The sequence below is a fragment of the Rathayibacter sp. VKM Ac-2856 genome (assembly GCF_013205055.1).
Classification (GTDB): domain Bacteria; phylum Actinomycetota; class Actinomycetes; order Actinomycetales; family Microbacteriaceae; genus Rathayibacter.
This window is the reverse complement of the sequence record NZ_JABMLF010000001.1, coordinates 341,636-365,536: the sequence shown is the minus strand read 5'-3', so window position 1 is coordinate 365,536 and position 23,901 is coordinate 341,636. Positions and strand designations below refer to the sequence as shown.

Sequence of the window (23,901 nt, the reverse complement as noted above, 5' to 3'; positions counted from 1 at the left end):
GAAGGTGCGCCGGGCGCTCACGGGCCGCCCAGCCAGTGGTCGATGCGGTGGTGGTCGGGGGTGAAGCCGTGCTCGACCCCCCAGAGCACGGCCTGGGTGCGGCTGGAGGCGCCGATCTTGCCGTAGACGCTGCGGATGTAGGACTTGACCGTGTTGGGGCTGAGGTAGGTGAGGGCGGCCACGTCGGCGTTGCTCTTGCCCTGGGTGATCAGCGCGAGGATCTCGGACTCGCGGTCGGTGATGCCCTCGTGGCGGCCCGGCCAGTCGAGACCGGGTGCGGTGCCGGCGCGGCGGGGCGGCTCGCTGACGACGAGCTCGCCGTCCCGCACCGCCTCCAGAGCGGCCACGAGCTCGCGCGCGGGGAGGGTCTTGGAGAGGTAGCCGCGCACGCCCTGCTCCAGCGCGTCGTGGACGAGGTCGGGGTGGAAGTTCCAGGTGTAGACGACGACGTGCTCGGCGCGAGGGTTCCGGACGAGGTCGGCGAGCTCCTGCAGATCCGACTCCGGCTGGGCGAACGAGTCGTAGAGGACGATGTCGATGCGGTCCGAGAGGGCGGCGTTCGCGTCGATCTCAGCGACGACGACGCGGTCGCGGTAGTGGTCGAACATGTGCGCGAGGCCCTTGAGGACGACGTCGTAGTCGTCGACCAGGGCGACGGTCAGGGGTGCCGGCATGCTCTGTCCATCCCCGGACCGTACCGCGTCGGCGGGTACCGCGACTACACCCCCAGGGGTGTACCGCCCACCCCCCGGCGACTGCTTGGGTTGCCCATCGGCTCAGCGATCGCAGAGCCCCACCGCACGGTCCGCCGTGCTCGATCGGAAGGTGACACCCGTGCTCGGACTCATCATCAGCCTCATCGTCGTCGGCCTCATCGCCGGCGCCCTCGCCCGTCTCGTCGTCCCCGGACGCCAGAACATCAGCATCCTGATGACCATCGTGCTGGGGATCGTCGGATCCTTCGTCGGCGGCTTCCTCGGCTTCCTGATCTTCCAGCACGACCCGATGGACGGCTTCCTCCAGCCCGCCGGCATCATCGGCTCCATCATCGGCGCGATCATCGTGCTGTTGATCTACATCCGCTTCGGCGGACGCGCCCGCAGCCGCGCCTGATCGGATGCTGCACGACGCGACGCCGGCCCGGGACTCCCCGGGCCGGCGTCGTCGTGCGCGCCCTCGCGGGCGGGGCGGCTACTCCAGCAGCTTGCCCGCGGTCTCGACCTCGCGGATGAGCGCCTGGATCTCCTCCGGCACCGCGGGGATCTCCTCGCGGGTGATGCCGGCGGTCGGCGACCAGACCAGGTTCACCTGGAGGGCCGGGTCGATCTCCGGGTAGTCGCTGCGGTTGTGGCAGCCGCGGCTCTCGCGGCGCTCCAGCGCCGCCTCGAGGGTGGCGCGCGCCGCCATCGCGGCCGACTTCAGATCGAAGGCGTGCGCCAGGTCCTGGTAGCCGGCGATGTCGGGGTGGATGCCGATGTCGGCGATGCGCGCCTCGATGGCGTCCAGCTCGGCGAGACCGGCCAGCAGGCCCGCCTCGTCGCGGACGACGCCCGCGTGCTCCGTCATGGTGTTGCGGATCGCCCGCTGCAGGGCGCGCACGTTCTCCTCGCCGTCGGCGGCCAGGAGATCCGCGATCTCGTCGCGGGCGACCTGCAGTGCGGCGGAGGAGCGGGTCTGCGCGGTCAGCGACGCGGAGTACTCCGCCGCCGCCTGCCCGACGATCCGGCCGAAGACGAGAAGCTCGATCAGCGAGTTGCCGCCGAGGCGGTTCGCGCCGTGCAGACCGCTGGACGCCTCGCCGATGGCGTAGAGGCCGGGGACGTCGGTGCTGTGGTCGTCCGAGCGCACCCAGACGCCGCCCATCGAGTAGTGCGCGGTCGGCGCGATCTCGATCGGGTCCTTCGTGATGTCGAGCATCTGCAGCTCGAGCATCGTCTGGTAGACGCGGGGGAGGCGGGTCATGATCGTCTCGCGCGGCAGGTGCGAGACGTCGAGCCAGACGCCGCCGTTCGGCGTGCCGCGACCCTCCTTGATCTCGGTGTAGCAGGCCAGCGCGACACGGTCGCGGGTCGAGAGCTCGAGCCGCTCCGGGTCGTACTTGTGCATGAAGCGCTCGCCGAGGCCGTTGCGGAGGATGCCGCCCTCGCCGCGGGCCGCCTCGGAGATCAGCGTGCCGGCCGCGTTCTCGGGCTCGATGATGCCCGAGGGGTGGAACTGGACCAGCTCGGGGTCGCGCAGGCGGCCGCCGGCCTCGACGGCCAGGCGGAACGAGTCGCCGGTGTTCTCGTCGCGGCGCGAGGAGGTGCGGCGCCAGATGCGGTTGTGGCCGCCGGCGGCGAGGATCACCGCGTCGGCGTGGATGAGGTAGCGGGTGCCGTCGACGAGGTCGAAGCCGTAGGCCCCGAAGACGGCGCCGTCCTCGTTGACCAGGATGCGCGTGACGTAGACGGTGTCGAGGATCGGGATCTCGAGCTGCGCGGCCCGGTTGACGAGCGTCCGCTGGATCTCGAGGCCGGTGTAGTCGCCGGCGAAGGCCGTGCGGCGGTAGGTGTGCGCGCCGAAGAAGCGCTGCGAGATGCGGCCGTCGTCCTCGCGGGCGAAGGGCATGCCGTAGCGCTCGAGGTCCTGGATGCCGCGGGCGGCGTTCGAGGTGACGATCTCGACGGTGTGCGGGTTGGCGAGCAGGTACGACTCGACGATGGTGTCGGCCGCGTGCTGCTGCCAGCTGTCCTCGGGGTCCATCGTGGACAGGGCGGCGTTGATGCCGCCGGCCGCGAGCGAGGTGTGCGCGTCCGACTTCGAGCGCTTGCCCAGCGCGAGGACGTCGACGCCCGCCTCGGCGAGCTCGATCGCCGCGCGAAGCCCCGAGCCGCCCGTGCCGATGACGAGGACGGAGGTGGAGATCCGGCGCTCCGGGGTGGTGGTCGTGGAAGAGGTCATGCCTCCACGCTAGGCAGCGCTCCTCGATTACTCCAATGCATCATCCTGTGCCCCGTCATGCGCTTACGCTATGACCATGAACCTCGAGCAGCTGACCGGCTTCGTCGAGGTCGCGCGCCTCGGCAGCTTCACCCGCGCCGCCGAGGAACTGCACCTCGCGCAGCCCTCGCTCAGCCGGCAGATCGCCGCCCTCGAGCAGGACCTGGGCGCCGAGCTGCTCCACCGCGCCCGCTCGGGCAGCTCGCTGACCTCGGCCGGCGAGCTGCTGCTGCCGCTCGCCCGGCGCATGCTCGCCGATGCCGAGTCGGTGCGCCGCGAGCTGGCCGAGCTCGCGGGCCTCGAGCGCGGGCGGGTGCGCCTCGGTGCGACGCCGACCCTCTGCATCAGCCTCGTCGCGGAGGTGCTGAACGCCTTCCATGCGGCGCACCCGGCGATCGAGCTGCACCTCGCGGAGGACGGCTCGCGCAGCCTGTTCGACCGGCTCGCCCGCGGGGAGCTCGACCTCGCGCTCGTCACGACCTCGACGGCGGCGGTCGTCGGCGCCTTCACGGTGACGCCGCTGCTGGTCGAGGAGCTGGTCGTCGTCTCCTCCGCCGCGCGGCCGCCGCTGGCGGACGGCGACGCGATCGGCCTCGCGGCGGTCGCCGGCCTCCCGCAGATCGTCTTCAACTCCAGCTACGACCTGCGCCGGACGACCGACGCGGCCTTCGCCGCGGCCGGGCTCGAGCCCGACGTGGTGCTGGAGGGCGCCGAGATGGACGCGGTGCTGCGCTTCGCCGAGCGCGGCCTCGGCGTCGCGATCGTCCCGGCGATGGTGCTGCAGGGGCGGCCGGGCCTGCGCTCGATCCGGCTGGAGGAGCCGGTGCTGCGCCGCACGATCAGCCTCGCCCGCCCGGCCGACCTCGCGCCGACCGCCGCGGTGCGGGTCATGCAGCGGACGATCGCGGCGACGGCACGGGCGTTCGCGGAGGGGGCCGGCGGCACCATGCGCCCGGCGGAGCCTCAGTCCGAGAGGGCGCCCGCGCGGTCCCGCGCGTAGCGGCGGCTGCGGATCGAGAGCACGGCCGCTCCGAGTGCCGCCGCCAGCACGGAGCCGGCCAGCACGCCGACCTTCACGTGCTCGTCGGCCTCGCTCCCGACGCCGAAGGAGAGCTCGCCGACGAGCAGCGAGACGGTGAAGCCGATGCCGGCGAGCATCGACATGCCCACCAGGTCCGGCCAGCGCAGGGCCGGGTCGAGGCGGAGCCCGGGCAGGCGGGTGATCAGGAAGGTGGTCGCGAGGATCCCGAGCGGCTTGCCGACCACCAGGCCGACGACGATGCCGATGGCGATGGTGTCCTGGAACGACTCGACGAGGCCGGAGAGGCCGCCGACCGTCACTCCGGCCGAGAAGAAGGCGAAGACCGGGACGGCCACACCGGCCGAGACGCCGCTCCAGCGGTCGGCGAAGTGCGCGGCGAGGCCGTCGTACTCGGGCTCGCCGTCGCTGCCGGTGCCCGTGCGGACGCGGGCGCGCGCGGTCGCGATGACCGGGACGGCGAAGCCCAGCAGCACGCCGGCGACGGTCGCGTGGACGCCGGACGCGTGCACGAGCGCCCAGGTGGCGACGCCGAGGGGGATGAGGATCCACCAGGTGCGGACGCCGCGGCGGACGAGGACGGCGAAGACGCCGAGCGGCAGGAGGGCGAGCAGCAGCGGGACGAAGGCGATGGCCGAGGTGTAGAAGACGGCGATGATCGTGATCGCCAGCAGGTCGTCGACGACGGCGAGGGTGAGCAGGAAGGTGCGCAGGGCGACCGGGAGGCTCCGGCCGACGACCGCGATCACGGCGACCGCGAAGGCGATGTCGGTGGCGACCGGGATGGCCCAGCCCTGCAGGGCGTCGGGGCCCGCGCTCGCGTTGATCGCGACGTAGATCAGGGCCGGGACGGCGACACCGCCGAACGCGGCGGCGACGGGGAGCGCGGCGGTGCGGGGGTTCCGCAGCTTGCCGACGACGAACTCCTCCTTGAGCTCGAGGCCCACGACGAAGAAGAAGATCGCCAGCAGTCCATCGGCGGCCCAGGCGCCGACGCTGAGGTTCAGGTGCAGCGCCTCCGGTCCGAACTCGAAGTCGCGCACCGTCTCGTAGAAGCCGGCGGCCGGGGAGTTGGCGAGGACCAGGGCGAGGACGGTCGCGCCGAGCAGGAGCGCACCGCCGACGGCGTCGGAGCGCAGCGTCTGGCGGAGGCCCCGCCAGATCGCGTGCGGCGCCTGGTGGGTGGGCTCGGGGTTCGCGGGCCCGGACGAGGTGGGCCCGGAGGCAGGAGTGTGTGGCACGGAGGGGGTTCCTTCGGAAGGTCGTCTGATCACGCGAGAACGCGGCGCTGAGCCGTGTCCGCCGACCAGACTTCCCGGCACACCGCCGACCATCGTACCGGGCCCTCCTCCTACACTCGGACGATGCGACACGGCATCGTCATCCTCCCGCAGGACCCCTGGCCCACCGCCCGCCGCAAGTGGCAGTCGGCGGAGGGGCTCGGCTTCGACCACGCCTGGACCTACGACCACCTCTCCTGGCGCTCGCTCGCCGATCAGGTCTGGCACGCGACGATCCCGACGCTCACGGCGGCGGCGGTCGTCACCGAGACGCTCCGGCTGGGCACGTTCGTCGCCTCGCCGAACTTCCGGCACCCGGTGCCGTTCGCCAAGGAGATCGCGACGCTCGACGAGATCTCCGGCGGTCGCGTCGTCCTGGGTGTCGGCTCGGGTGGGACGGGCTTCGACGCCACCGTGCTGGGGCAGGAGCTGCACTCGCCGCGGGAGCGGCACGAGCGCTACGTCGAGTTCGTCGCGGCGCTCGACGTGCTGCTGCGGCACGAGGCGCCCGGCTCGGGCGGGATCGACATCGACGGCGAGTGGTTCACCGCGCGCGGCGCCCGGATGGTGGGGGAGCCGGTGCAGTCCCCGCGGGTGCCGCTGATCCTCGCCGCGAACGGGCCGAAGGGCCTCGCGCTCGTGGCCGAGCGCGCGCAGGGCTGGGTGACGACGGGGCCGGAGGGCCGCAGCACCGAGGAGTGGTGGACGGCGATCGCCGAGCTGTCGGCGCGCCTCGACGACGCGCTCGCGGCGGCCGGGCGCGACCCGCGCTCGATCGAGCGGCACCTCTCGCTCGACTCCGGGCCCGACTACTCGCTGGAGAGCGTCGACCGCTTCGCCGACTCGGCCGGCCGCGCCGAGGAGCTCGGCTTCACCGACGTGATCGCGCACTGGCCGCGCGCCGAGGGCCTGTACGCGGGCGACGAGGACGTGCTCTACGAGGTCGCGGCGCGCTTCTGATCCCGCAGCCCGCGGGCCGCGATCGCGACACACGCGAGGATCGCGAGCGCGGTCGCCGCGAGCAGCGCCGCCATCGGCGCGGGGACGGCCAGCGCGGCGAGGAGCACCGGCAGGGCGAAGCCGGCGTAGGTGACGGAGTAGTAGACGGCGGTGGCGCTCGCGAGGTCCCGGGTGCCGACGAGGGCCTGCGTCGCGGTGAGCCCGGACACCATCGCGAGTCCGTAGCCGCAGCCGAAGACCGGTGCGGCGACGAGCACGGCCCAGAGCTCCTGGCCGGCCGCGGCGGGGATCAGCAGCAGGGCGCCGAGCGCGGTGAGCGCGCCGCCGACGAGGGCGCCGCGTCCGCGCAGCAGCGCCAGCAGCGGTCCGGAGAGCAGCTGGGTGACCCAGCCGCAGCCGAGCGTGATCACGGTGACGAGGGTGGCGAAGCCGACGGTGGCGCCGGGCAGCCGCTCGGCGACGAGACTCGGCCCGACGGCGAAGGACAGCGCGGGTGCCGCGAAGACCCAGGGCGCGAGCGGCAGGACGACGGCGGCGAAGCGGCGGCGGGCGGGGCGGGGGATCCGCAGCTCGCCGGTGAGGCGGCCGGCGCTCGGGTCGTAGGCCCTCGTCTCCGGTGCGCGGAGCAGGACGAGGACGGCCGCGACGCAGGCGGCGGACTGGACGACGTAGGGCAGCACCGTCGGCCACGGGCCGAACTGCGCGAGCGCGCCGCCGACTCCGGCGCCGCCGCCGAAGCCGATCGTGAGCATCGCGGAGGCGCGCCGGGCGCCCGCGGACGACGCTCCGGTCGCGATCGAGAGCTCCTTGATCCAGGCGGTGCCGACGACCATGCCGGCGGCGACGCTCAGCCCGCTGATGAAGCGGCCGACGCCCAGCCCGAGCACCGACGCGGGGGAGCAGGCGAGCACGATGCTGCCGAGGACGCCCAGCACGAGGCCGGCCAGCAGCACCGGCCGGCGGCCGAAGCGGTCCGACCAGCCGCCCGCGAGCGCGAAGCCGGGCACGATGCCGACGACGTAGGCCGCGAGGAGGATCGTCACCTGGGTCTGCGTGTAGCCCTCGAGCTGCCGGTAGAGCTGCATCAGCGGCAGGAACTGGTTGCCGCCCCAGCCGAGGACGACGAGGGACGGCGCGACGAGGAGCCAGGAGCGCGCGGAGGCGGCGGGGAGTCCGGTGGAGGGGAGCGGCACGGTCCATAGTGGCGCACCGGAGCGGCCCGCCGCCGGAGCCGCGGGAGCGGTCGGAGCCGCCGGAACGGTCGGGGCGATCGGTCGGAGCAGGACGACCGGCTTCCGCGCCGACACCCCCGCGTGCAGCCGGTCGAGCGCGGCCTGCACGGAGTCGAGCCCCGTGCCCACGATCTCGGGCTCGGGTGCGCAGCGGTGCCGGCCGTCGGCGAGGGCGGCGGGCAGGTGGTCGCGCCAGAGCATCGGCCCGACCTCGGTGCTCATCAGCGTGGCACCCCAGACGTAGCGGGCGCGGATCCCGTGGCGGCGCGCGGTCAGCTGGAGAGCGATGTTGGCGCCCATCAGCCGGGACATCGTCCGCGCGAAGGCGAGCGAGGGACCCGCTCGGCGCGGGAGCGAGCCGAACGAGACGGAAGGGCTCGCCAGCGCGACCCGGCGGGCCCCGGTGGCGACCGCGATCGCGACGCACGGCTCGGCGGAGCCGGTCCCGACGGCGAGGACGCCCGCGACCTCCGCCCCGCCGATCGCGGCGACCACGTCGGCGACCGCGCCGGTGCCGCGGTAGTCGACGACGACGTCGGCGCCGAGCTCGCGGAGGCGCTCGTGGTTCTGCGGCGAGGCGGTGGCCACGACCCGGTGACCGGAGGCGACGGCGAGCTGGATCGCGTTGCTGCCGACGCTGGTGGCGCCGCCCCAGACGACGACCGTGCGCCCGGTGGCGACGGGGTCGGCCGACGGGTGCGGCAGCGCGAGGTGGTCCCTCTGGAACAGCGCGGTCGCCGCGGTCGAGACCGCGAGCGGCAGCACGACGGCCTGCTCGTCCGCGACATGCGGCGGGATCGGCGCGGCGAGGTCTGCTCGGACGACCGTGTACTCCTGGAAGCCGCCCTCGGCCTCGTGCCGCCGACCGCGCTCCATCCCGACCGCGTAGGCGAGGACGCGGTCGCCGACGGCGAAGCGCTCGACCCCCGGCCCGACGGCGGCGACCTCGCCGGCGACGTCCTCGCCGAGGACGGACGGGTAGGGCAGCCAGCGGTACATCAGGTTCCCGGTCCACTGCTTCACGTCGTCGAGCGGGTTCACGGCGACGGCGCGGTTGCGCACCAGCAGCTCCCCGGGCATCGGCGCGGGCATCGGCGCGGGGCCGACGACGAGATCGGCGCGGGGAGCGGGCAGGCGGGCGGCGTGGTTCGCGGGGCCGGCGGGGTTCGAGGGCACGGGGTCTCCGATCGATGGCATGACGTGTCATCACCCTACTCCTGACGACACGACGTGTCATCGGCTACTCTGATCCCCATGTCACGCTGGGCCCCCGATGCCGCACTGCGCCTCGAGCGCGCGGCGATGGAGCTGTTCGCCGAGCACGGCTACTCCGCCACGACGGTGCCCGCAATCGCCCAGCGCGCCGGACTCACGACGCGCACCTTCTTCCGCCACTTCGCCGACAAGCGCGACGTGCTGTTCCTGCGGGAGCGGGAGTTCCCGGAGGTCGTCGCGCGGCTGCTGGGCGGGGCGCCCGCCGGTCTCGCGCCCCTCGAGCTGCTGATGCACGGGCTCGAGACCGTCGCGGCCGGGGACCTCGAGGGCTGGCGGGACGACATCGCGGCCCGGCGGGCGGTCGTCCGGTCCGAGCCGGCGCTGCGCGAGCGCGAGCTCCTGAAGTCGGCGATCCTGGCCGATGCGATGCGCGACGCGCTCGTCGCGGCGGAGGTGCCGCCCGCCGATGCGGCGCTCGCCGCGCACACGGCCTCGGCGCTGTTCGACTCCGCGCTGGAGGAGTGGCTGGGCGACACGGGCGGGGTCGCGCTGGTCGTCGTGCTCCGCGAGCAGCGCGCTCGGCTGCGGCGACTCGCGGGCTGAGCGGCGCCGGCCGGCTGGCTAGCCTGGACGCATGGCCAGAACCGTCTCCACCACCACCGTCGTCGACCGCGACGGCATGCTCGAATTCGTGCGTCCGCGGCACCGGATGCTCGTCGCGACCACCCGCGCGGACGGCCGGCCGCAGATGTCCCCGGTGTCCGGCGGCGTGGACGCCGAGGGCCGCGTCGTCGTCTCGACCTATCCGGGCCGGGCGAAGACCCGCAACGCCGAGCGCCGCTCCGCCGCCTCCGTGCTCGTGCTGTCGGACGACTGGAACGACGCCTGGATCCAGATCGACGGCGAGGCCGAGGTGCTGCACATGCCGGAGGCGGAGGACGCGCTGGTCGACTACTACCGCAGCATCTCCGGCGAGCACCCCGACTGGGAGGAGTACCGGGCGGCGATGCGCCTGCAGGGCAAGTCGCTGCTGCGCATCACCCCGACGCGCTGGAGCCCGATCGCGACCGGCGGCTTCCCGGCGGACGTCGCGGCGCGGCTCGACGCCCGGCAGTGATCGGCGCCCGGCAATGATCGGCGCCCGCCTCACCCGGCTCGGCCGGGCCTGGCGCGCGGCCGTCGCCGGTCCGCGGCTGCTGCTCGCCCTGAAGACGGCGCTGGCGGTGGGCATCGCCTGGGCGCTCGCGCCGCACGTGCCCGGGGTCGCGGAGCAGTATCCGTACTACGCGCCGCTCGGCGCGCTGGTCAGCATGTACCCGACGCTGATGGGCTCGGCGAAGACCGGCGTGCAGACACTGCTGGGCCTCGCCGTCGGCATCGCCCTGGCGGCGCTCGTCGTGGTGACGGTCGGCCCGACCTGGTGGACCATCCCGCTGATCGTCGGCATCGGCGTCGTGCTGTCGGGCACGGGCTGGTTCGGCGCGGGCCGCGAGTACGTGCCGATGGCGGCGCTCTTCGTCCTGATCATCGGGGGAGCGCGCGCGGAGGACTACTCGCTCGGCTACCTCGTCCAGATGGCCGTCGGCGTGGTCGTCGGGCTCCTCGTCAACCTGCTGGTCGCGCCGGGGCTCACCTCGGAGTCGGCCTCCGCCCGCGTGGACGAGTTCGAGCGCCAGCTCGCGCGGCACCTGCACGACATGGCGGACGCCCTCGAGGAGACCTGGCCGCCCGAGCACGAGGCCTGGTCGACCAACGGCGAGCACCTGGCGGCGACGGCGTCGGGGGTGCGGCGCGCGCTGGTCGACGGCGACGAGAGCCGGAAGGGCAATCCGCGGGCGCTCCTGCACCGGCACAGCTCGCGGACCGACCACCTCCGGCTGGCGACGCTGGACGGGACGCTCTTCCACGTCCGCGACATGACCGCCGCCCTCGCGGACACGATCTGGGACAGGCCGGGCGCGCTGCCGTTCGACGCGGAGCTGGCGCGGCCGCTCGCCGCGGCCTGCCACGCGGTCGCGGAGGCGATCGAGAGCGGCGACTCCCTCGCGGGCGCGGACGCCGCCGTGGAGGAGCTGGTGCGCCGGGTCGACGAGCGCACCGCGGCGACGGGGACCAGCGTGGGCCCGGGCGTCCTGGTCGCCATCCACCTGCGGCGCATCGTCGCCGAGCTGCGGCGGGACGACCCGGAGCGTGCGGAAGGATGAGGGGATGACCCCGCAGCTCCTGGACCGATTCGCGCACTGGTTCGACGAGGGGGCGCCGGTCGCGCCGTCGCTCAGCTGGGCCCTGTTCGACCGCGAGGGACTGATCGCCCAGCACGGGCGCGGCGAGCACCGCCTCGACGGCGCGGCTCCCGTGGCCGGCACCGTGCACCGCATCGCGTCGATGTCGAAGAGCTTCGAGGCGGCCGCCGTGCTGATCCTGCGCGACCGCGGGCTGCTGTCCCTGGACGACCGGGTGAGCGCGCACGTGCCGGAGTTCGCCGATCCGGTCGACGCCGCCGGCCGGGCGCTCCCCGTCACGATCCGGATGCTGCTCAGCAACTGCTCGGGCCTGCCCGAGGACAACGGCTGGGCGGACCACGTCATGGCGATGCCGCGCGTGGAGTTCCTCGCGCTGATCGCCCGCGGGCTGACCTTCACGGAGCGGCCGGGCGAGGTCTACCAGTACTCGAACATCGGCTTCTGGCTGCTCGGCGTGATCGTCGAGAACGTGTCCGGCGAGGACTTCGTCGCGTTCGCGACCCGGACGATCCTCGAGCCGCTCGGCCTCGCGAGCACGCGCTACGACGTCGGCGCGTACGCCGAGGGCGCCGATGTGGCGCAGGGCTTCAGCAGCTTCGACGAGGGTGCCACCTGGGAGCCGCGGCCCTACACGGGCACCGGCGTGGGGGCGTGCGCGGCGAGCATGTACAGCACGGTCGGCGACATCGCGCGCTGGAGCGGCTGGCTGTCGTCGGCGTTCGCGGGCGAGGACGGGGCGGCTGACGGGGCGGCCGAGGCGGCCGATGCCGTGCTCGGCCGCGCCTCCCGCCGCGAGATGCAGCGCGGCTGGACCCCGGTGCCGGCGCTCAGCCCCCGTGCGGGCGAGAGCACGCTCGACGGCTCCGCCTACGGTCTCGGCCTCGTGATCGAGCAGGACGTCCGCTTCGGCGCGATCGCCCACCACTCCGGCGGCCTGCCCGGCTGGTCCTCGAACATGCGCTGGCACCTGGATTCGGGTCTCGGGGTCGTCGTGTTCGCGACGACGAACGGGGCGAAGCTCGCCGCCGCGGCCACGGGCCTCCTCCGAGCGGCGCTCGAGGACGCGGCCCCGCCGGCCCGGACGATCCGGCTGCACCCGACGACGCTGGCCGCCGCCGCCGCCGTGGAGGCCGCGATCGTCGGCCCCGCGGATCCCGCGCGGGCGGAGGAGCTCTCCGGCGGCGAGCTGTTCAGCCCGAACCTGCTGAGCGATGTGCCGGCCGAGGTGCGCGCGCGGCGGCTCGCCGCGGTGCTCGCCGAGGTCGGCGGGCTCGCCGAGGACGCGACCGCCCGGCCGCTGCGCGAGCGGCTGCTGTGGAGCGCCTCCGCGGCCCAGGTCGCCTTCGTCCTGCCCGGTCGCGACGGCGAGCTCGAGTGCCGGCTGGAGATGACGCCGACGATCCCCGCGCTGCTGCAGCGGCTCGACGTCGTGACACGGAAGCCTTCGGCGGCACCGGCGGCGAACGAGGTGCTGCCGGTCGTGCGCTCGTACCGCCCGACGGCGGACTGAGCGCACCGGACCGAGCGCACCGGACCGAGCGCACTGAACCGAGCGCGCCTCCCGACAGGGCAAGCTGGTCGGATGACTGCGCACAGACCCGACGACCACCGCCTCGACCGGGTCCGCGTCCGGGGCGCCCGCGAGAACAACCTCCGCGACGTGGACGTCGACATCCCGCGGGACGCGCTGGTCGCCTTCACCGGCGTCTCCGGGTCGGGGAAGAGCTCGCTCGCGTTCGGCACGCTCTACGCCGAGGCGCAGCGCCGGTACTTCGAGTCGGTCGCGCCCTACGCCCGCCGGCTGATCGACCAGGTCGGCGTGCCCGACGTCGACGCGATCGACGGACTGCCGCCGGCCGTCGCGCTGCCGCAGCGGCGCTCCAGCGGCTCGGCGCGCTCGACCCTCGGCAGCGCGACCACGCTGTCCTCGGTGGTGCGGATGGTCTTCTCCCGGGTCGGCACCTACCCCGAGGGCGCGCCGATGCTCCTCGCGGAGGACTTCTCCGCGAACACGGTGCAGGGCGCCTGCCCGGCCTGTCACGGGATCGGCCGCGTCTACGACGTGCCCGAGGAGCTGATGGTCCCGGACGACTCGCTCTCGATCCGCGACGGCGCGCTCGCCGCCTGGCCGACCGCGTGGCACGGCAAGCAGCTGCGGGACAGCCTGATCTCGCTCGGCTACGACATCGACGTGCCCTGGCGGACGCTGCCCGCCGAGGACCGCGAGTGGATCCTGCACACGCAGGAGTCGCCGCAGGTGCCGGTCTGGACCGATCGCGGACCGGCCGAGGTGCGCGCGGCCGTCGCGGCGGGCGCCGAGCCGCGCTACATGAGCACGTTCCTCGGGGTGCGGCGCTACGTGATGGACACCTTCGCGGGCTCCAAGAGCGCCCGGATGCGCGAGCGCGCGGCGACGTTCCTGGTCAGCGTCCCCTGCCCGGACTGCCACGGCAAGCGGGTGAAGCCGGAGGCCCTCGCGGTCACCGTCGAGGGCCTGGACATCACCGAGCTCTCGGCGCTGCCGCTGGAGGAGCTGGCGGCGCTGCTGGGGCGCGTGCTCGAGCCCGGCTGGGTCCCGGTGGGCGGGGCGCCGCTCGCGCCCGAGACCCGGCTGGCGGCTCAGCGGCTCGTCTCGGACCTGCTCGGCCGGATGGCGCCGATCGTCGATCTCGGCCTCGGCTACCTCTCGCTCGACCGCTCGACGCCGACGCTGTCCTCGGGCGAGCTGCAGCGGATGCGCCTCGCGACCCAGGTGCTCTCTCGCCTGTTCGGGGTCGTCTTCGTCCTCGACGAGCCGTCGACGGGACTGCACCCGGCCGACACCGAGGCGCTGCTGGGCATCCTCCGCTCGCTGAAGGACAGCGGCAACACGGTCTTCTTCGTCGAGCACTCGCTCGACGTGATCCGCGAGGCCGACTGGATCGTCGACATCGGCCCCGCGGCGGGGTCGGGCGGCGGCACCGTCGTCTACTCGGGCGAGCTGGAGGGGCTCCGCGAGGCGGACGACTCGATCACCCGGCGCTACCTCTTCCCCGAGACGGCCGAGCCGACGCCGCCGCTGCCCGCGCGGCGCACTCCCGACGCGCAGGTGCGCCTCGTGGACGTGGCGCGGAACAACCTCCGCGGGCTCGACGTCGCGTTCCCGCTCGGCGCGCTGACCGCGGTGACCGGCGTCTCCGGGTCGGGCAAGTCGACCCTGGTGAACCGGGCGCTGCCGGATCTGCTGCGCGCGAGCCTGCGCGCGGAGGTCGCGGGGGAGAGCGCCGAGGCGGACGAGGCGCCGGCGGACGGCGCCGCGCCCGAGGATCCGCTGCTCTCGGCCGACTCCGGCGTCACCTCCGGCAGCGCGACCGGACCGGCGGAGCGGCTGCGCCGGGTCGTGCAGGTCGGCCAGACGCCGATCGGGCGGACGTCGCGCTCGAACGTCGCCACCTACACCGGCCTCTTCGACCGGGTGCGCGCCCTCTTCGCGGCGACCCCGGAGGCGAAGCGGCGGCGCTACGGCGCGGGCCGCTTCTCCTTCAACATGCCCAGCGGCCGCTGCCCGGTCTGCAAGGGCGAGGGGACGATGGAGGTGGAGCTGCTCTTCCTGCCGACGGTGCAGGCGCCGTGCACGGCCTGCGGCGGCACGCGCTACAACGACGAGACGCTCGAGGTGACCTGGGGCGGGCGGTCGATCGCCGAGGTGCTCGCGCTGAGCGTGACCGAGGCGCGCGAGGTGTTCGCCGAGGAGACGGAGATCGGCCGGCACCTCGACGCGCTGCTGGACGTCGGGCTCGGCTACGTCGCGCTCGGCCAGCCGGCGCCGGAGCTCTCCGGCGGCGAGGCGCAGCGGGTGAAGCTGGCGTCCGAGCTGCGGCGGGCGCAGCGCGGCGACACGCTGTACCTGCTCGACGAGCCGACCTCTGGACTGCACCCGGCCGACGCGGACCGGCTGCTCGGCCACCTGCAGCACCTCGTCGACGCGGGCAACACGGTCGTCGTGGTCGAGCACGACATGCGGATCGTCGCCGACGCGGACTGGGTGATCGACCTCGGGCCGGGAGCGGGCGACGCGGGCGGCTCGATCGTCGCGACCGGCACGCCCGAGGAGGTCGCGCGGGCGGACGGCAGCCGGACGGCGCCGTACCTGCTGGCGGCGCTCGATCGGCGACGATAGCCACTCGCCGGGGGCGGTAGAGGGTCTAGCGTGTGGCGCATGCCCGCCTCCTCCCGCCGCAAGGCCCCCGCTGTGCTCGCCTCCGCGCTCGTCGTCTGCACCCTCGCCCTCGCGCCTGCGGGGACCGCCGTCGCCGCGCCCGCCGCCACTGCCGCCGCCGCTGCCGCCTCCCCGACCGTCGGGGGCACCAGCTCCGGCGACCCGTACTTCCCCGGCCTCGGCAGCTCGGGCTTCGACGCGCTCAGCTACAGCCTGTTCCTCACCTACGACCCGGCGCCGCGGGCGCTGACCGGTCGCGCGGTGGTGACGCTGACGCCGACGCAGGACCTGAGCTCGTTCTCCTTCGATCTGCGCGGGCTCACGGTCTCGAAGGTCTCGGTGAACACCCGCGGGGCCGCCTTCACCCAGGTCGGCGACGAGCTGACGATCACGCCGTCGCGGACCCTGCGGAAGGGCGCGCCGACCCTGGTCGACATCCGCTACGCCGGGACGACGGGCAACCCCGTGGACGCGACCGGCGCCCCCTACGGCTGGTGGTCGACGGACGACGGCGCCCTGGTCGCGAGCGAGCCCGACGGCGCATCGACCTGGTACCCGGTCAACGACTCCCCGGCCGACAAGGCCCGCTACTCGTTCACGCTGACGGTCCCGGAGGGGCGCACCGCGATCGCCAACGGCGTCCCGGTCGGCTCGCCGGTCACCCGAGACGGTTGGACGACCTCGAGCTGGGTCGAGACCAGCCCGATGGCGAGCTATCTCGCGATGGTGAACATCGGCGACTACGACCTGGTGCGCTCGCGGGCCGGCGGAGTGGTGAGCATCGACGCGGTCGACCGGGACATCACCGGTGACGCGCGCGCGAGCACCGAGGCCGCGCTGGCGCGTCAGGGCGAGATCATCGACTACTTCAGCCAGGAGTTCGGCCGGTACCCGTTCCGCTCGGGCGGAGCGGTGGTCGACGACGAGGAGATCGGCTACGCCCTCGAGACGCAGGGCCGCTCGTTCTACTCCGGTGGCGCGGACACCTCGACCGTCGCGCACGAGATCTCGCACCAGTGGTTCGGCGACAGCGTGACCCCGCGGCTCTGGTCGGACATCTGGCTGAACGAGGGCTTCGCGACCTACGCCGAGTGGCTGTGGGCGGAGCACGACGGCGGCGCGAGCGTCGAGGAGTCGGCCGCGGAGATCGCGGCGATCCCCGCCGACGACCCGTTCTGGGCGACCGAGGTCGCGGACCCGGGAGCCGCGGGGCTGTTCGACAGCCCGATCTACGCGCGCGGCGGGCTGACGCTGGTGGAGCTGCGCTCCACGATCGGCGAGGAGGCGTTCGGCACGCTGCTGAAGCGCTGGGCGGCCGAGAACCGCTACGGGAACGTCACGACGGCCGACCTGCAGGAGCTCGCCGAGTCCGTCTCGGGCCAGGACCTCACCGCCTTCTTCGACACCTGGCTGCGCACCCCGTCGAAGCCGGCGGGCCTCTAGCCCCCGGCTGCACCACGGTGGATCTCGATACGCCCTCTGCGAGGGCTACTCGATCGGCAGGGACGCGCTAGTGAGGACGAGCGCGTCGCGCCCCTTGCTGGTCGAGTAGCCGCGGAGCGGCGTATCGAGACCCACGTCTGCAGAACAGTGGATCTCGATACGCCCTCTCCGAGGGCTACTCGATCAACAAGGATCCGCGTGAGGACGAGCGCAGCGCGCCCCATGCTGGTCGAGTAGCCGCGGAGCGGCGTATCGAGACCCGGCGTGTGCAGAACGGCGGATCTCGATACGCCCTCTGCGAGGGCTACTCGATCAGCACGGTCGCGCTCGGCCCCGGAGGGTGACGATCGGGACGGCCTCCGTCCAGCCGAGTCTCGTGTAGAGCGCGCGCCCGCTGACGCTGGCCATCAGCAGGCCGGTCGAGGCGCCGTTCTCCACGGCCCAGGCGCTGAGCCCCGTCATCACCAGCCCGCCGAGTCCGCGACGGCGGAACCGCGGAGTGGTCTCGATGCGGTCGAAGACGGCGTCGCCTCCGCTCACCGCCACCTGTCCCCGTGCCGCGACCTCGCCGTCGGCCTCGATGCGGGCGTGCGCCACCCGCCCCTCCGCCTCGATGCGCACGCCGGCGGGCAGGGCGGCTGGCGCGACGGCGTCCCGGAGCCGGATCGTCATCATCCGCTCGTCGCTCGTCACGGCATCGAGGCCGGCGACCGCGTCGAGGAGCTCGGCGTCGAGTTCGCCGACGACCGTCAGCCAGACGTCCGGCGCGGTGACCTCGGCGACCAGCCGCCGCAGCTCGGCGAGCGACGGCGCGGCGATCACGTGCTCCCGGACGCGGGTCTCCGCCGCCACCTCCACGCACCAGCCGTCACCGTCGCGTCGCGCGAGCATCCCGCGGGACTCGGTCCAGCCCGCGACCCAGCGATCGACCAGCTCCCGCGACGCGGCACTCACTCCGGGTGGACGACGAGGCCGACGCCGCCTCCGCGGCGCACCGGCTCGGCCGCCGCGGTCATCCGGCCCGAGGAGTCGACCTCGATGGCGGCCACCGCGCCGATCTGCGCGGCCGAGGTGAAGGTGTCGCCCGAGGGCGTCAGCTGCTGGCCGAACGGCGCGAGGTCGTCGGCGTAGGCCTCGATGAACTCCGGCTCGGCGGAGGTAGACGCGGTGTTCCGCTGCGACGCCCGGGGCGCGGCCACCGCCTCCGGCAGCGTCATGCCGAGGTCGATGCGGTTGACCAGCGTCTGCAGCACGGTCGTGATGATGGTCGATCCGCCGGGCGAGCCGATCACGAGCTTCACCGACCCGTCCTCGAGCACGATCGTCGGCGACATCGAGGAGCGCGGGCGCTTGTCCGGCTCGATCCGGTTCGGGTCGCCCTCGACGGGCGTGGCGGAGAAGTCGGTGAGCTCGTTGTTGAGGAGGAAGCCGCGGCCGGGCACCGTCATCGCGGAGCCGCCGGTCTGCTCGATCGTCAGGGTGTACGACGCCGCATTGCCCCACTTGTCGACGACGGAGAGGTGCGTGGTCGAGACGTTCTCGGTGTCGGGCTGCTCGGCGCTGAGGGCCGTCGCGCAGCCGACGCCGTCGAGGGCTCCCGGAGCGACGGGGCGGGTGGACGCGGTCGCCGGGTCGATCGTGCAGTCGCGGGAGTCGGCGAACTCCTGGCTCAGCAGCGTCTCGGTGGGCACGTCGACGAAGGCCGGGTCGCCGACGTAGGCGCCGCGGTCCGCGAACGCCCGCGCGGACGCCTCGAGGTAGAGGTGCAGGGCGCTGCCGGAGTCCTCGGCGGACAGGTCGTGGTTCTCGAGGATGTTCAGCGCCTCGCCGACCGCGATGCCGCCCGAGGAGGACGGCGCCATGCCGTAGACGTCGAGACCGCGGTAGGAGACGCGGGTGGCGGCCTGCTCGGCGACCGAGTAGCCGGCGAGGTCGTCGGTGGTCATCGTGCCGGCCGGGGCGGGGAGCGTCGAGTCCTCGGCGAGCCGCGGGTTCTGCACGGTGTCGGCGATCTCGGCGGCCAGCGGCCCCTCGTAGAAGGCGCTCGGTCCGCGAGCGGCGATCCGGGCGAGGGTCTTCGCGAGGTCAGGGTTGCGGAAGGTGCTGCCGACCGCGGGAGCGTCGCCGCCGGGGAGGAACAGCTCCGCCGTGTCGGGGAACTGCTGGAAGCGCTCGAGGTTGTCGAGCGTCTGGCTGCGGAAGGTCTCGTCGACCGGGAAGCCCTTGGCCGCCAGCAGGATCGACGGCGCCAGCACGACCGGGAGCGGCAGCGTGCCGAAGCGGTCGACCGCCGTGTCCCAGGTGGCGACCGTTCCGGGGACGCCGACCGCCACTCCGGACGAGACGAGCTCGGGGGAGAAGGGGTAGGGCGCGCCGGTCGCGGGGTCGAGGAACGCGTCGGAGGTGATGCCGGCCGGCGCGGTCTCGCGCCCGTCGATGGTGCTCACCTCGCCGGTCTTCGCGTCGAAGTAGACGAAGTAGCCGCCGCCGCCGACACCGGCGCTGTACGGCTCGGTCACGCCCAGGGCGGAGGCCGTCGCGACCGCGGCGTCCGCGGCGTTGCCGCCGCGCTTCAGCACCTCGAGGCCGACCCTGCTCGCGATCGCGTCGACCGAGGACACCGCGCCGCCGGAGCCGACGGACGTCGACGGCGACACGATCGGACCGCCCAGCGCGTCGCGGAGGTCCTGCGCCGACGGCAGTCGGTCCCGCGAGACGCCCGGGATCGGCCAATCGAGGGCCGCGGCGGGCGCGGCGCCCGCCACTCCGAGAGAGGCGGCGGCGACCACCGCGAGGGCGATCCGTCGGAGACTGCGGGTCGTGGCCATGAGGTTCCTCCGTCGGAACTCGGTGGGTGCGGGGCAGGTGCTCCCCAACCTAGGCCGGTGCAGGGGTCCGGCATAGGGGGTGGTCCCGAGACGCTTGCACCCTCGCTGCGGCGCCCCCGTGCGGCGACCCCGTCCGGGGGACACGCCGAGCGGGAACGGCGCGCCGTCGGCCTCGGGGCGCGTCCTCGGTCCCTCCTCGCTCCGGGACCGCCGTTCCGGCCCGCTAGCGTGACGCTCGGTGCCCCCCGTCACCGCCGACGTCCCCGAGAGGACCCCATGACCAGCCCCCGCCCCGTCTCGCGCCGCGCCGCGACGACCGCCGCTCTGTGGAGCGCCCCCGTCCTGCTCGCGGTCTCCGCCGCTCCGGCGGCCGCCGCCTCCGGAGTCTCCACCGCCTCGCTCGCCATCGCCTCCGGAAGCCTCTCGAACGGCGGTGCAGACCTCTATCAGGGGCAGTTCACCCCGGTCGTCCGCGCTGCACGCGACAGCGAGCCGGTGCGGGACATCCTCGCGCGCGTGACGCTCAGCACGGGCGACGGCGTGGTGCTGTCCGACTTCGTCCTCGAGGACGGCCCGTGGGTGGTCGTCGAGGAGCTCGGCTCCCGCACTCGGGGCGTGTTCGTCCTCGCATGGTCGGACGCGACCGGGCTCAGCGACGGCGAGTCGCCGATCGTTCCGCGGTTCAGCTTCCGCTCCTCGGGTTACATCAACAGCTGCCTCGTCTCACTCACGAGCACCTCCGCGTCCGCGACCCAGGGCAACCTGGACATCGCGGTCGTCTGACGGCGAGAACGGCTCGTCAGAGCGGGCGCGGCCGGTAGGTCTCGATCAGCGCGTCGAACAGCGCGTCGGTCCGCTCGTCGACCGTCCGCCGGGCCGGGTCGGCGTCGTACCACTCGACGATCTCGCGCGCGCCGTCGCTGAAGCGGGTCGCGGGGGCGAACCCGGGCACGAGGCTGCGGATCTTCGCGTTGTCGAACAGCATCGAGTGGGCCTTGTCGCCGATGATGCCGGCGCCCAGCTCGGGGTCGGCGGCGGCGATGGCGTCCGAGGCGACGTGCACGATCCGCGCCTCGACCCCCGCTGCCGCGGCGAGGTCCTGGTGGATCCGATCCCAGGTCGGAGCCTCGTCGCCGGTGAGGTGGAACGCCTCGCCGATCGCCGCCGACGCACCGAGCAGGCCGACGAGTCCGACCGCGACGTCGCGGCTGTGGGTGAGGGTCCAGAGCGAGGTGCCGTCACCGGGCACGACCACCTCGAGCCCGCGCCGCATCCGGTCGATCACCGTCCAGCCGCCGTCGACCGGCAGTGCGGTGCGGTCGTAGGTGTGCGAGGGCCGGACGATCGTGACCGGGAAGCCCGAGCGGCGGTACTCGGCCACCAGCAGGTCCTCGCAGGCGATCTTGTCCTGCGAGTAGGTCCAGAACGGATTCCGGAGCGGCGTCGACTCCGTCACCGGCACGTGCGTCGGCGGCTTCTGGTACGCCGACGCCGAGCTGATGAAGACGTACTGGCCGGTGCGCCCGGCGAGCAGATCGATGTCCTGCTGCACGTGCTCCGGGGTGAAGGCGGCGAACTCGATCACCGCGTCGAAGCTCTCGTCGCCGAGCGCCGTGCGGACCGAGCCGGCGTCGCGGATGTCGGCGGTCAGCGTCCGAACGCCCTTGGGCAGCGGGCGGATCGAGGTCCGACCGCGGTTGAGCACGGTCACGTCGTGACCGACCGCGAGAGCGCGGCGGACGCCCTCCGAGCTGATGATGCCCGTTCCTCCGATGAACAGAACGCTGAGGGGCACGGCGGAACCGACCTTCCGGATGAGGGTGCCCGCTCCGCTCCGGAGCCGGAGGGACGTCGTCGTGCACCGCCTCCATCACCTCACACCGCGGCGGTCCCGTCGAGGGGGTGGCGATCGCCTGGACCGCCGGCCGTCCCGGCGCCACCCCTCCCGGCGGCAGCGCGAGCGACCTAGCGTGGAGGCATGACCCTGCAGCTCACCCTCAACAACGGCGTCACCCTCCCCGCACTCGGGCTCGGCGTCTTCCAGAGCGCCCCGGAGGAGACGACCGCCGCCGTGCAGTCCGCTCTCGAGGCCGGCTACCGCCACATCGACACCGCCGCCGCCTACGGCAACGAGCGCGAGGTCGGCGAGGGGATCCGCCGCTCCGGCCTGGACCGCTCGGAGGTCTTCGTCGAGACGAAGGTCTGGGTGACCGACTACGGCTACGACGAGACGCTGCACGCCTTCGAGAAGGCGACCGGCAAGCTCGGCGTCGAGCAGCTCGACCTGCTGATCCTGCACCAGCCCGTCCCCTCGCGCTTCGACACCACGATCGCGGCCTACCGTGCGCTCGAGAAGCTCCTCGCCGACGGCGGTGTGCGCTCGATCGGCGTCAGCAACTTCACCCCGGCGCACCTCGCGCGCCTGCTCGCCGAGGTCGACGTGATCCCCGCCGTCAACCAGGTCGAGCTGCACCCGTACTTCGCGCAGCCCGACCTCCGCCGCGAGCACGCGGAGCGCGGGATCCTCACCCAGGCCTGGTCGCCGATCGGCGGCATCACCTTCTACCCCGGCTGGGGCGACGAGCGCCGGAGCGTGATGGACGACGCGACGATCGGGGAGATCGCCGCCGCCCACGGCAGGACCCCGGCGCAGGTGATGCTCCGCTGGCACCTGCAGCAGGGCCGCTCGGCGATCCCGAAGTCGACGAACCCCGAGCGGATCGCGGCGAACATCGACGTGTTCGATTTCGAGCTCTCGGACGACGAGCTCGCCCGGATCGACTCCCTCGACACGGGCGTGCGCAGCGGACCCGACCCCGACGTGGAGCGGCCGGCCCTGTTCGAGCGGACGATCCCCGAGGCGTGACCGGCGGCGACGCGGCCGAGCTCACGGCGGGGGAGCAGGAGCCGTCGACTACCGTGACGGCGCGGCCCGCAGCGCAGGGGCTCCTGCGCCCCGAAGTGCCTGATTCCCGAAGCGCACGATTTCCCATGCACGCGATCCCTGAAGCACAGGAGGAGACACCATGACCGACCCGATCGGCATCCCCGAGGCCACGGCTCTCGAGAGCACCCGCCGCACCATCGCGATCCTCGGAGCGGGCGGCGACCTCACCGAGCGTCTGCTGCTGCCGGGTCTCGGCCGCGTCGCCGAGCTCGCCCGCGACTCCGAGCTGACCCTCGTCGGCGCGGCCCGCACACCGCAGAGCGATGACGAGTGGCAGGGGCTCGTCCGCCGCAGCCTCGAGGCCGCGGGCATCGCCTCGCACACGGTCGACGGGCTCGCCTCGCGCGCCCGCTTCGTCGCCACCGACGCCTCCGACCCGGAGCAGCTGAAGGCCCTGCTCGACGCCTGCCCGACGACACCCGTGCTCTACGTCGCGCTGCCGCCGGCGATGGGCCACGCGGTCGCCGACTCGCTCTCGAAGCTGGAGCTCCCCGAGGACCTCGTCGTCGCGATCGAGAAGCCGTTCGGCGAGGACCTCGAGGACGCGATCGCGCTGAACGCGGCGTTCGCCCCGGTGATCCCGGAGGACCGCCTCTGGCGCATCGACCACTTCCTCGGCAACGCGACGGTGATGGGGATGCTGGGGCTGCGCTTCGGCAACCGGCTGCTCGAGACCAGCTGGAGCGCCGAGCAGATCGAGAAGGTCGAGATCGTCTACGACGAGACGCTCGGGATCGAGGGGCGCGCCGCGTTCTACGACGGCACCGGAGCGCTCCGGGACATGCTGCAGAGCCACCTGCTGATGGTGCTCGCGCTGACCACGATGGAGCGCCCCGACGAGGTCTCCCCGCAGGACGTCCACGAGCGGATGGCCGAGGCGCTCGGCTCCGTCCGCCTCTGGCGCGACGACCCCGCGACCGCGCGGCGGGCCCGCTACACCGAGGGCCGGATCGACGGCCGGTTCTTCCCGTCCTACGTGGACGAGCCCGACGTCGATCCCGAGACGGGGACCGAGACGCTCGCGCAGCTCCTGCTGCAGGTCGACACGCCCCGCTGGGCGGGCGTCCCGTTCGTGCTGCGCTCCGGCAAGGCGATCGGCGATCCGCGCACCGAGGTGGCCGTGCACTTCCGCGCCGCGACCCCGCCGCGCGGGCTGCGCTCGGGCGACGACGACGCGGGGACGGTGCTGCGGATGTCGCTCAAGGGCGGCGACGTGCGGATGGACCTGCTCGTCAACAGCGCCGACGACCTCACCGACGTCGAGCGCGTCACGCTGGAGGCGCAGCCCGGCGCCGCCACGCTCGACCCCTACGCGCAGGTCCTCGCCGGCATCCTCCAGGGCGACACCCTGCTGTCGGTGCCCGGCTCGGTCGCCGAGCAGTGCTGGCGCATCATCACCCCCGTGCTCTCGCACTGGGCCGAGGGCGGCACCCCGCTCGACGAGTACGAGGCCGGAAGCGCGGGCCCCGCGGGCTGGTGACCAGCCCCCATGCCGGTCGAGTAGCCCCGGAGGGGCGTATCGAGACCCACGTCGACT

Annotated in this window: 19 protein-coding genes; 12 read left to right on the top strand and 7 right to left on the bottom strand. The window is 73.8% G+C overall.

Annotated elements, in window-relative coordinates; all coding sequences use genetic code 11:
- Positions 1-17 precede the first annotated feature (17 nt).
- Complete coding sequence (locus HQQ82_RS01705; RefSeq protein ID WP_173231371.1) at positions 18-674, bottom strand: response regulator transcription factor; 657 nt, start codon at positions 672-674, stop codon at positions 18-20.
- Positions 675-834: 160 nt separating this feature from the next.
- On the opposite strand from HQQ82_RS01705, the gene HQQ82_RS19485 reads away from it, so the two are divergent.
- Entirely contained in the window at positions 835-1,113 is a 279-nt protein-coding gene (locus HQQ82_RS19485) for a GlsB/YeaQ/YmgE family stress response membrane protein (RefSeq protein WP_173231370.1), read from the top strand.
- 78 nt (positions 1,114-1,191) lie between these two features.
- Here HQQ82_RS19485 and HQQ82_RS01695 read toward each other — a convergent pair whose 3' ends face one another.
- Positions 1,192-2,940 carry an L-aspartate oxidase gene (locus HQQ82_RS01695; protein WP_173231369.1) on the bottom strand — a complete coding sequence of 583 codons (1,749 nt, stop codon included), beginning with the start codon at positions 2,938-2,940 and terminating at the stop codon, positions 1,192-1,194.
- A 76-nt stretch (positions 2,941-3,016) separates the two neighbouring features.
- On the opposite strand from HQQ82_RS01695, the gene HQQ82_RS01690 reads away from it, so the two are divergent.
- Positions 3,017-3,979, top strand: a complete 963-nt coding sequence (locus tag HQQ82_RS01690) for a LysR family transcriptional regulator (RefSeq protein WP_173231368.1) — start codon at positions 3,017-3,019, stop codon at positions 3,977-3,979.
- Here HQQ82_RS01690 and nhaA read toward each other — a convergent pair.
- Positions 3,943-5,181: a Na+/H+ antiporter NhaA gene (nhaA, locus tag HQQ82_RS01685; protein ID WP_367947850.1), complete on the bottom strand. Its 1,239-nt coding sequence runs from the start codon at positions 5,179-5,181 to the stop codon at positions 3,943-3,945. The two genes, HQQ82_RS01690 and nhaA, sit on opposite strands and share 37 nt — an antisense overlap.
- A 201-nt stretch (positions 5,182-5,382) precedes the next feature.
- Between nhaA and HQQ82_RS01680 the strand changes: the two genes are divergently transcribed.
- Positions 5,383-6,258, top strand: a complete 876-nt coding sequence (locus HQQ82_RS01680; protein WP_173231366.1) for an LLM class flavin-dependent oxidoreductase — start codon at positions 5,383-5,385, stop codon at positions 6,256-6,258.
- Here the strand turns inward: HQQ82_RS01680 and HQQ82_RS20480 are convergent.
- Positions 6,234-8,687 (bottom strand): MFS transporter, encoded by a 2,454-nt coding sequence (locus HQQ82_RS20480; RefSeq protein WP_173231365.1) that lies wholly within the window; start codon positions 8,685-8,687, stop codon positions 6,234-6,236. The two genes, HQQ82_RS01680 and HQQ82_RS20480, sit on opposite strands and share 25 nt — an antisense overlap.
- 57 nt (positions 8,688-8,744) lie before the next feature.
- Here HQQ82_RS20480 and HQQ82_RS01670 point away from each other — a divergent pair, with 57 nt between their 5' ends.
- From HQQ82_RS01670 to HQQ82_RS01645, 6 genes are all read left to right on the top strand, one after another.
- A complete protein-coding gene (locus HQQ82_RS01670) occupies positions 8,745-9,308 on the top strand; it encodes a TetR/AcrR family transcriptional regulator (RefSeq protein WP_173231364.1) in 564 nt (187 codons plus the stop codon).
- Positions 9,309-9,339: 31 nt separating this feature from the next.
- Positions 9,340-9,822 (top strand): PPOX class F420-dependent oxidoreductase, encoded by a 483-nt coding sequence (locus tag HQQ82_RS01665; protein WP_173231363.1) that lies wholly within the window; start codon positions 9,340-9,342, stop codon positions 9,820-9,822.
- Between the two features lie 13 nt (positions 9,823-9,835).
- Positions 9,836-10,909 (top strand): aromatic acid exporter family protein, encoded by a 1,074-nt coding sequence (locus tag HQQ82_RS01660; RefSeq protein WP_173231362.1) that lies wholly within the window; start codon positions 9,836-9,838, stop codon positions 10,907-10,909.
- A gap of 4 nt (positions 10,910-10,913) precedes the next feature.
- Complete coding sequence (locus HQQ82_RS01655) at positions 10,914-12,458, top strand: serine hydrolase (RefSeq protein WP_173231361.1); 1,545 nt, start codon at positions 10,914-10,916, stop codon at positions 12,456-12,458.
- A gap of 72 nt (positions 12,459-12,530) precedes the next feature.
- Complete coding sequence (locus HQQ82_RS01650; RefSeq protein ID WP_173231360.1) at positions 12,531-15,107, top strand: excinuclease ABC subunit UvrA; 2,577 nt, start codon at positions 12,531-12,533, stop codon at positions 15,105-15,107.
- Positions 15,108-15,146: 39 nt separating this feature from the next.
- Positions 15,147-16,589: a M1 family metallopeptidase gene (locus HQQ82_RS01645; RefSeq protein WP_173231359.1), complete on the top strand. Its 1,443-nt coding sequence runs from the start codon at positions 15,147-15,149 to the stop codon at positions 16,587-16,589.
- Between the two features lie 312 nt (positions 16,590-16,901).
- On the opposite strand, the gene HQQ82_RS01640 is transcribed toward HQQ82_RS01645, so the two are convergent.
- Positions 16,902-17,480 (bottom strand): GNAT family N-acetyltransferase, encoded by a 579-nt coding sequence (locus tag HQQ82_RS01640; RefSeq protein ID WP_173231358.1) that lies wholly within the window; start codon positions 17,478-17,480, stop codon positions 16,902-16,904.
- 59 nt (positions 17,481-17,539) lie between these two features.
- Entirely contained in the window at positions 17,540-19,417 is a 1,878-nt protein-coding gene (gene ggt, locus HQQ82_RS01635) for a gamma-glutamyltransferase (protein WP_173231357.1), read from the bottom strand.
- 276 nt (positions 19,418-19,693) lie between these two features.
- Here ggt and HQQ82_RS01630 point away from each other — a divergent pair, with 276 nt between their 5' ends.
- Entirely contained in the window at positions 19,694-20,200 is a 507-nt protein-coding gene (locus HQQ82_RS01630; protein ID WP_173231356.1) for a hypothetical protein, read from the top strand.
- Positions 20,201-20,216: 16 nt separating this feature from the next.
- Here the strand turns inward: HQQ82_RS01630 and HQQ82_RS01625 are convergent, their stop codons facing one another.
- The gene (locus HQQ82_RS01625; protein ID WP_173231355.1) at positions 20,217-21,212 is read right to left on the bottom strand and encodes an SDR family oxidoreductase; all 996 of its coding nucleotides are present in this window, start codon (positions 21,210-21,212) and stop codon (positions 20,217-20,219) included.
- A gap of 183 nt (positions 21,213-21,395) precedes the next feature.
- On the opposite strand from HQQ82_RS01625, the gene HQQ82_RS01620 reads away from it, so the two are divergent.
- Both HQQ82_RS01620 and HQQ82_RS01615 read left to right on the top strand, forming a co-directional pair.
- Positions 21,396-22,283 (top strand): aldo/keto reductase, encoded by an 888-nt coding sequence (locus tag HQQ82_RS01620; RefSeq protein WP_173231354.1) that lies wholly within the window; start codon positions 21,396-21,398, stop codon positions 22,281-22,283.
- Positions 22,284-22,443: 160 nt separating this feature from the next.
- Positions 22,444-23,844, top strand: coding sequence for a glucose-6-phosphate dehydrogenase (locus tag HQQ82_RS01615; RefSeq protein WP_173231353.1), 1,401 nt, complete (start codon positions 22,444-22,446; stop codon positions 23,842-23,844).
- Positions 23,845-23,901: the final 57 nt, after the last annotated feature.

Coding starts and splice junctions, on each gene's coding strand:
- HQQ82_RS01640 (WP_173231358.1), bottom strand. CDS start 17,480: ATGCTCGCGCGACGCGACGGTGACGGCTGGTGCGTGGAGGTGGCGGCG.
- HQQ82_RS01680 (WP_173231366.1), top strand. CDS start 5,383: ATGCGACACGGCATCGTCATCCTCCCGCAGGACCCCTGGCCCACCGCC.
- HQQ82_RS01705 (WP_173231371.1), bottom strand. CDS start 674: ATGCCGGCACCCCTGACCGTCGCCCTGGTCGACGACTACGACGTCGTC.
- HQQ82_RS20480 (WP_173231365.1), bottom strand. CDS start 8,687: ATGCCATCGATCGGAGACCCCGTGCCCTCGAACCCCGCCGGCCCCGCG.
- HQQ82_RS01650 (WP_173231360.1), top strand. CDS start 12,531: ATGACTGCGCACAGACCCGACGACCACCGCCTCGACCGGGTCCGCGTC.
- HQQ82_RS01615 (WP_173231353.1), top strand. CDS start 22,444: ATGACCGACCCGATCGGCATCCCCGAGGCCACGGCTCTCGAGAGCACC.
- ggt (WP_173231357.1), bottom strand. CDS start 19,417: ATGGCCACGACCCGCAGTCTCCGACGGATCGCCCTCGCGGTGGTCGCC.
- HQQ82_RS01665 (WP_173231363.1), top strand. CDS start 9,340: ATGGCCAGAACCGTCTCCACCACCACCGTCGTCGACCGCGACGGCATG.
- HQQ82_RS01655 (WP_173231361.1), top strand. CDS start 10,914: ATGACCCCGCAGCTCCTGGACCGATTCGCGCACTGGTTCGACGAGGGG.
- HQQ82_RS01690 (WP_173231368.1), top strand. CDS start 3,017: ATGAACCTCGAGCAGCTGACCGGCTTCGTCGAGGTCGCGCGCCTCGGC.
- HQQ82_RS01630 (WP_173231356.1), top strand. CDS start 19,694: ATGACCAGCCCCCGCCCCGTCTCGCGCCGCGCCGCGACGACCGCCGCT.
- HQQ82_RS01660 (WP_173231362.1), top strand. CDS start 9,836: ATGATCGGCGCCCGCCTCACCCGGCTCGGCCGGGCCTGGCGCGCGGCC.
- HQQ82_RS01670 (WP_173231364.1), top strand. CDS start 8,745: ATGTCACGCTGGGCCCCCGATGCCGCACTGCGCCTCGAGCGCGCGGCG.
- HQQ82_RS01645 (WP_173231359.1), top strand. CDS start 15,147: ATGCCCGCCTCCTCCCGCCGCAAGGCCCCCGCTGTGCTCGCCTCCGCG.
- HQQ82_RS01695 (WP_173231369.1), bottom strand. CDS start 2,940: ATGACCTCTTCCACGACCACCACCCCGGAGCGCCGGATCTCCACCTCC.
- HQQ82_RS01620 (WP_173231354.1), top strand. CDS start 21,396: ATGACCCTGCAGCTCACCCTCAACAACGGCGTCACCCTCCCCGCACTC.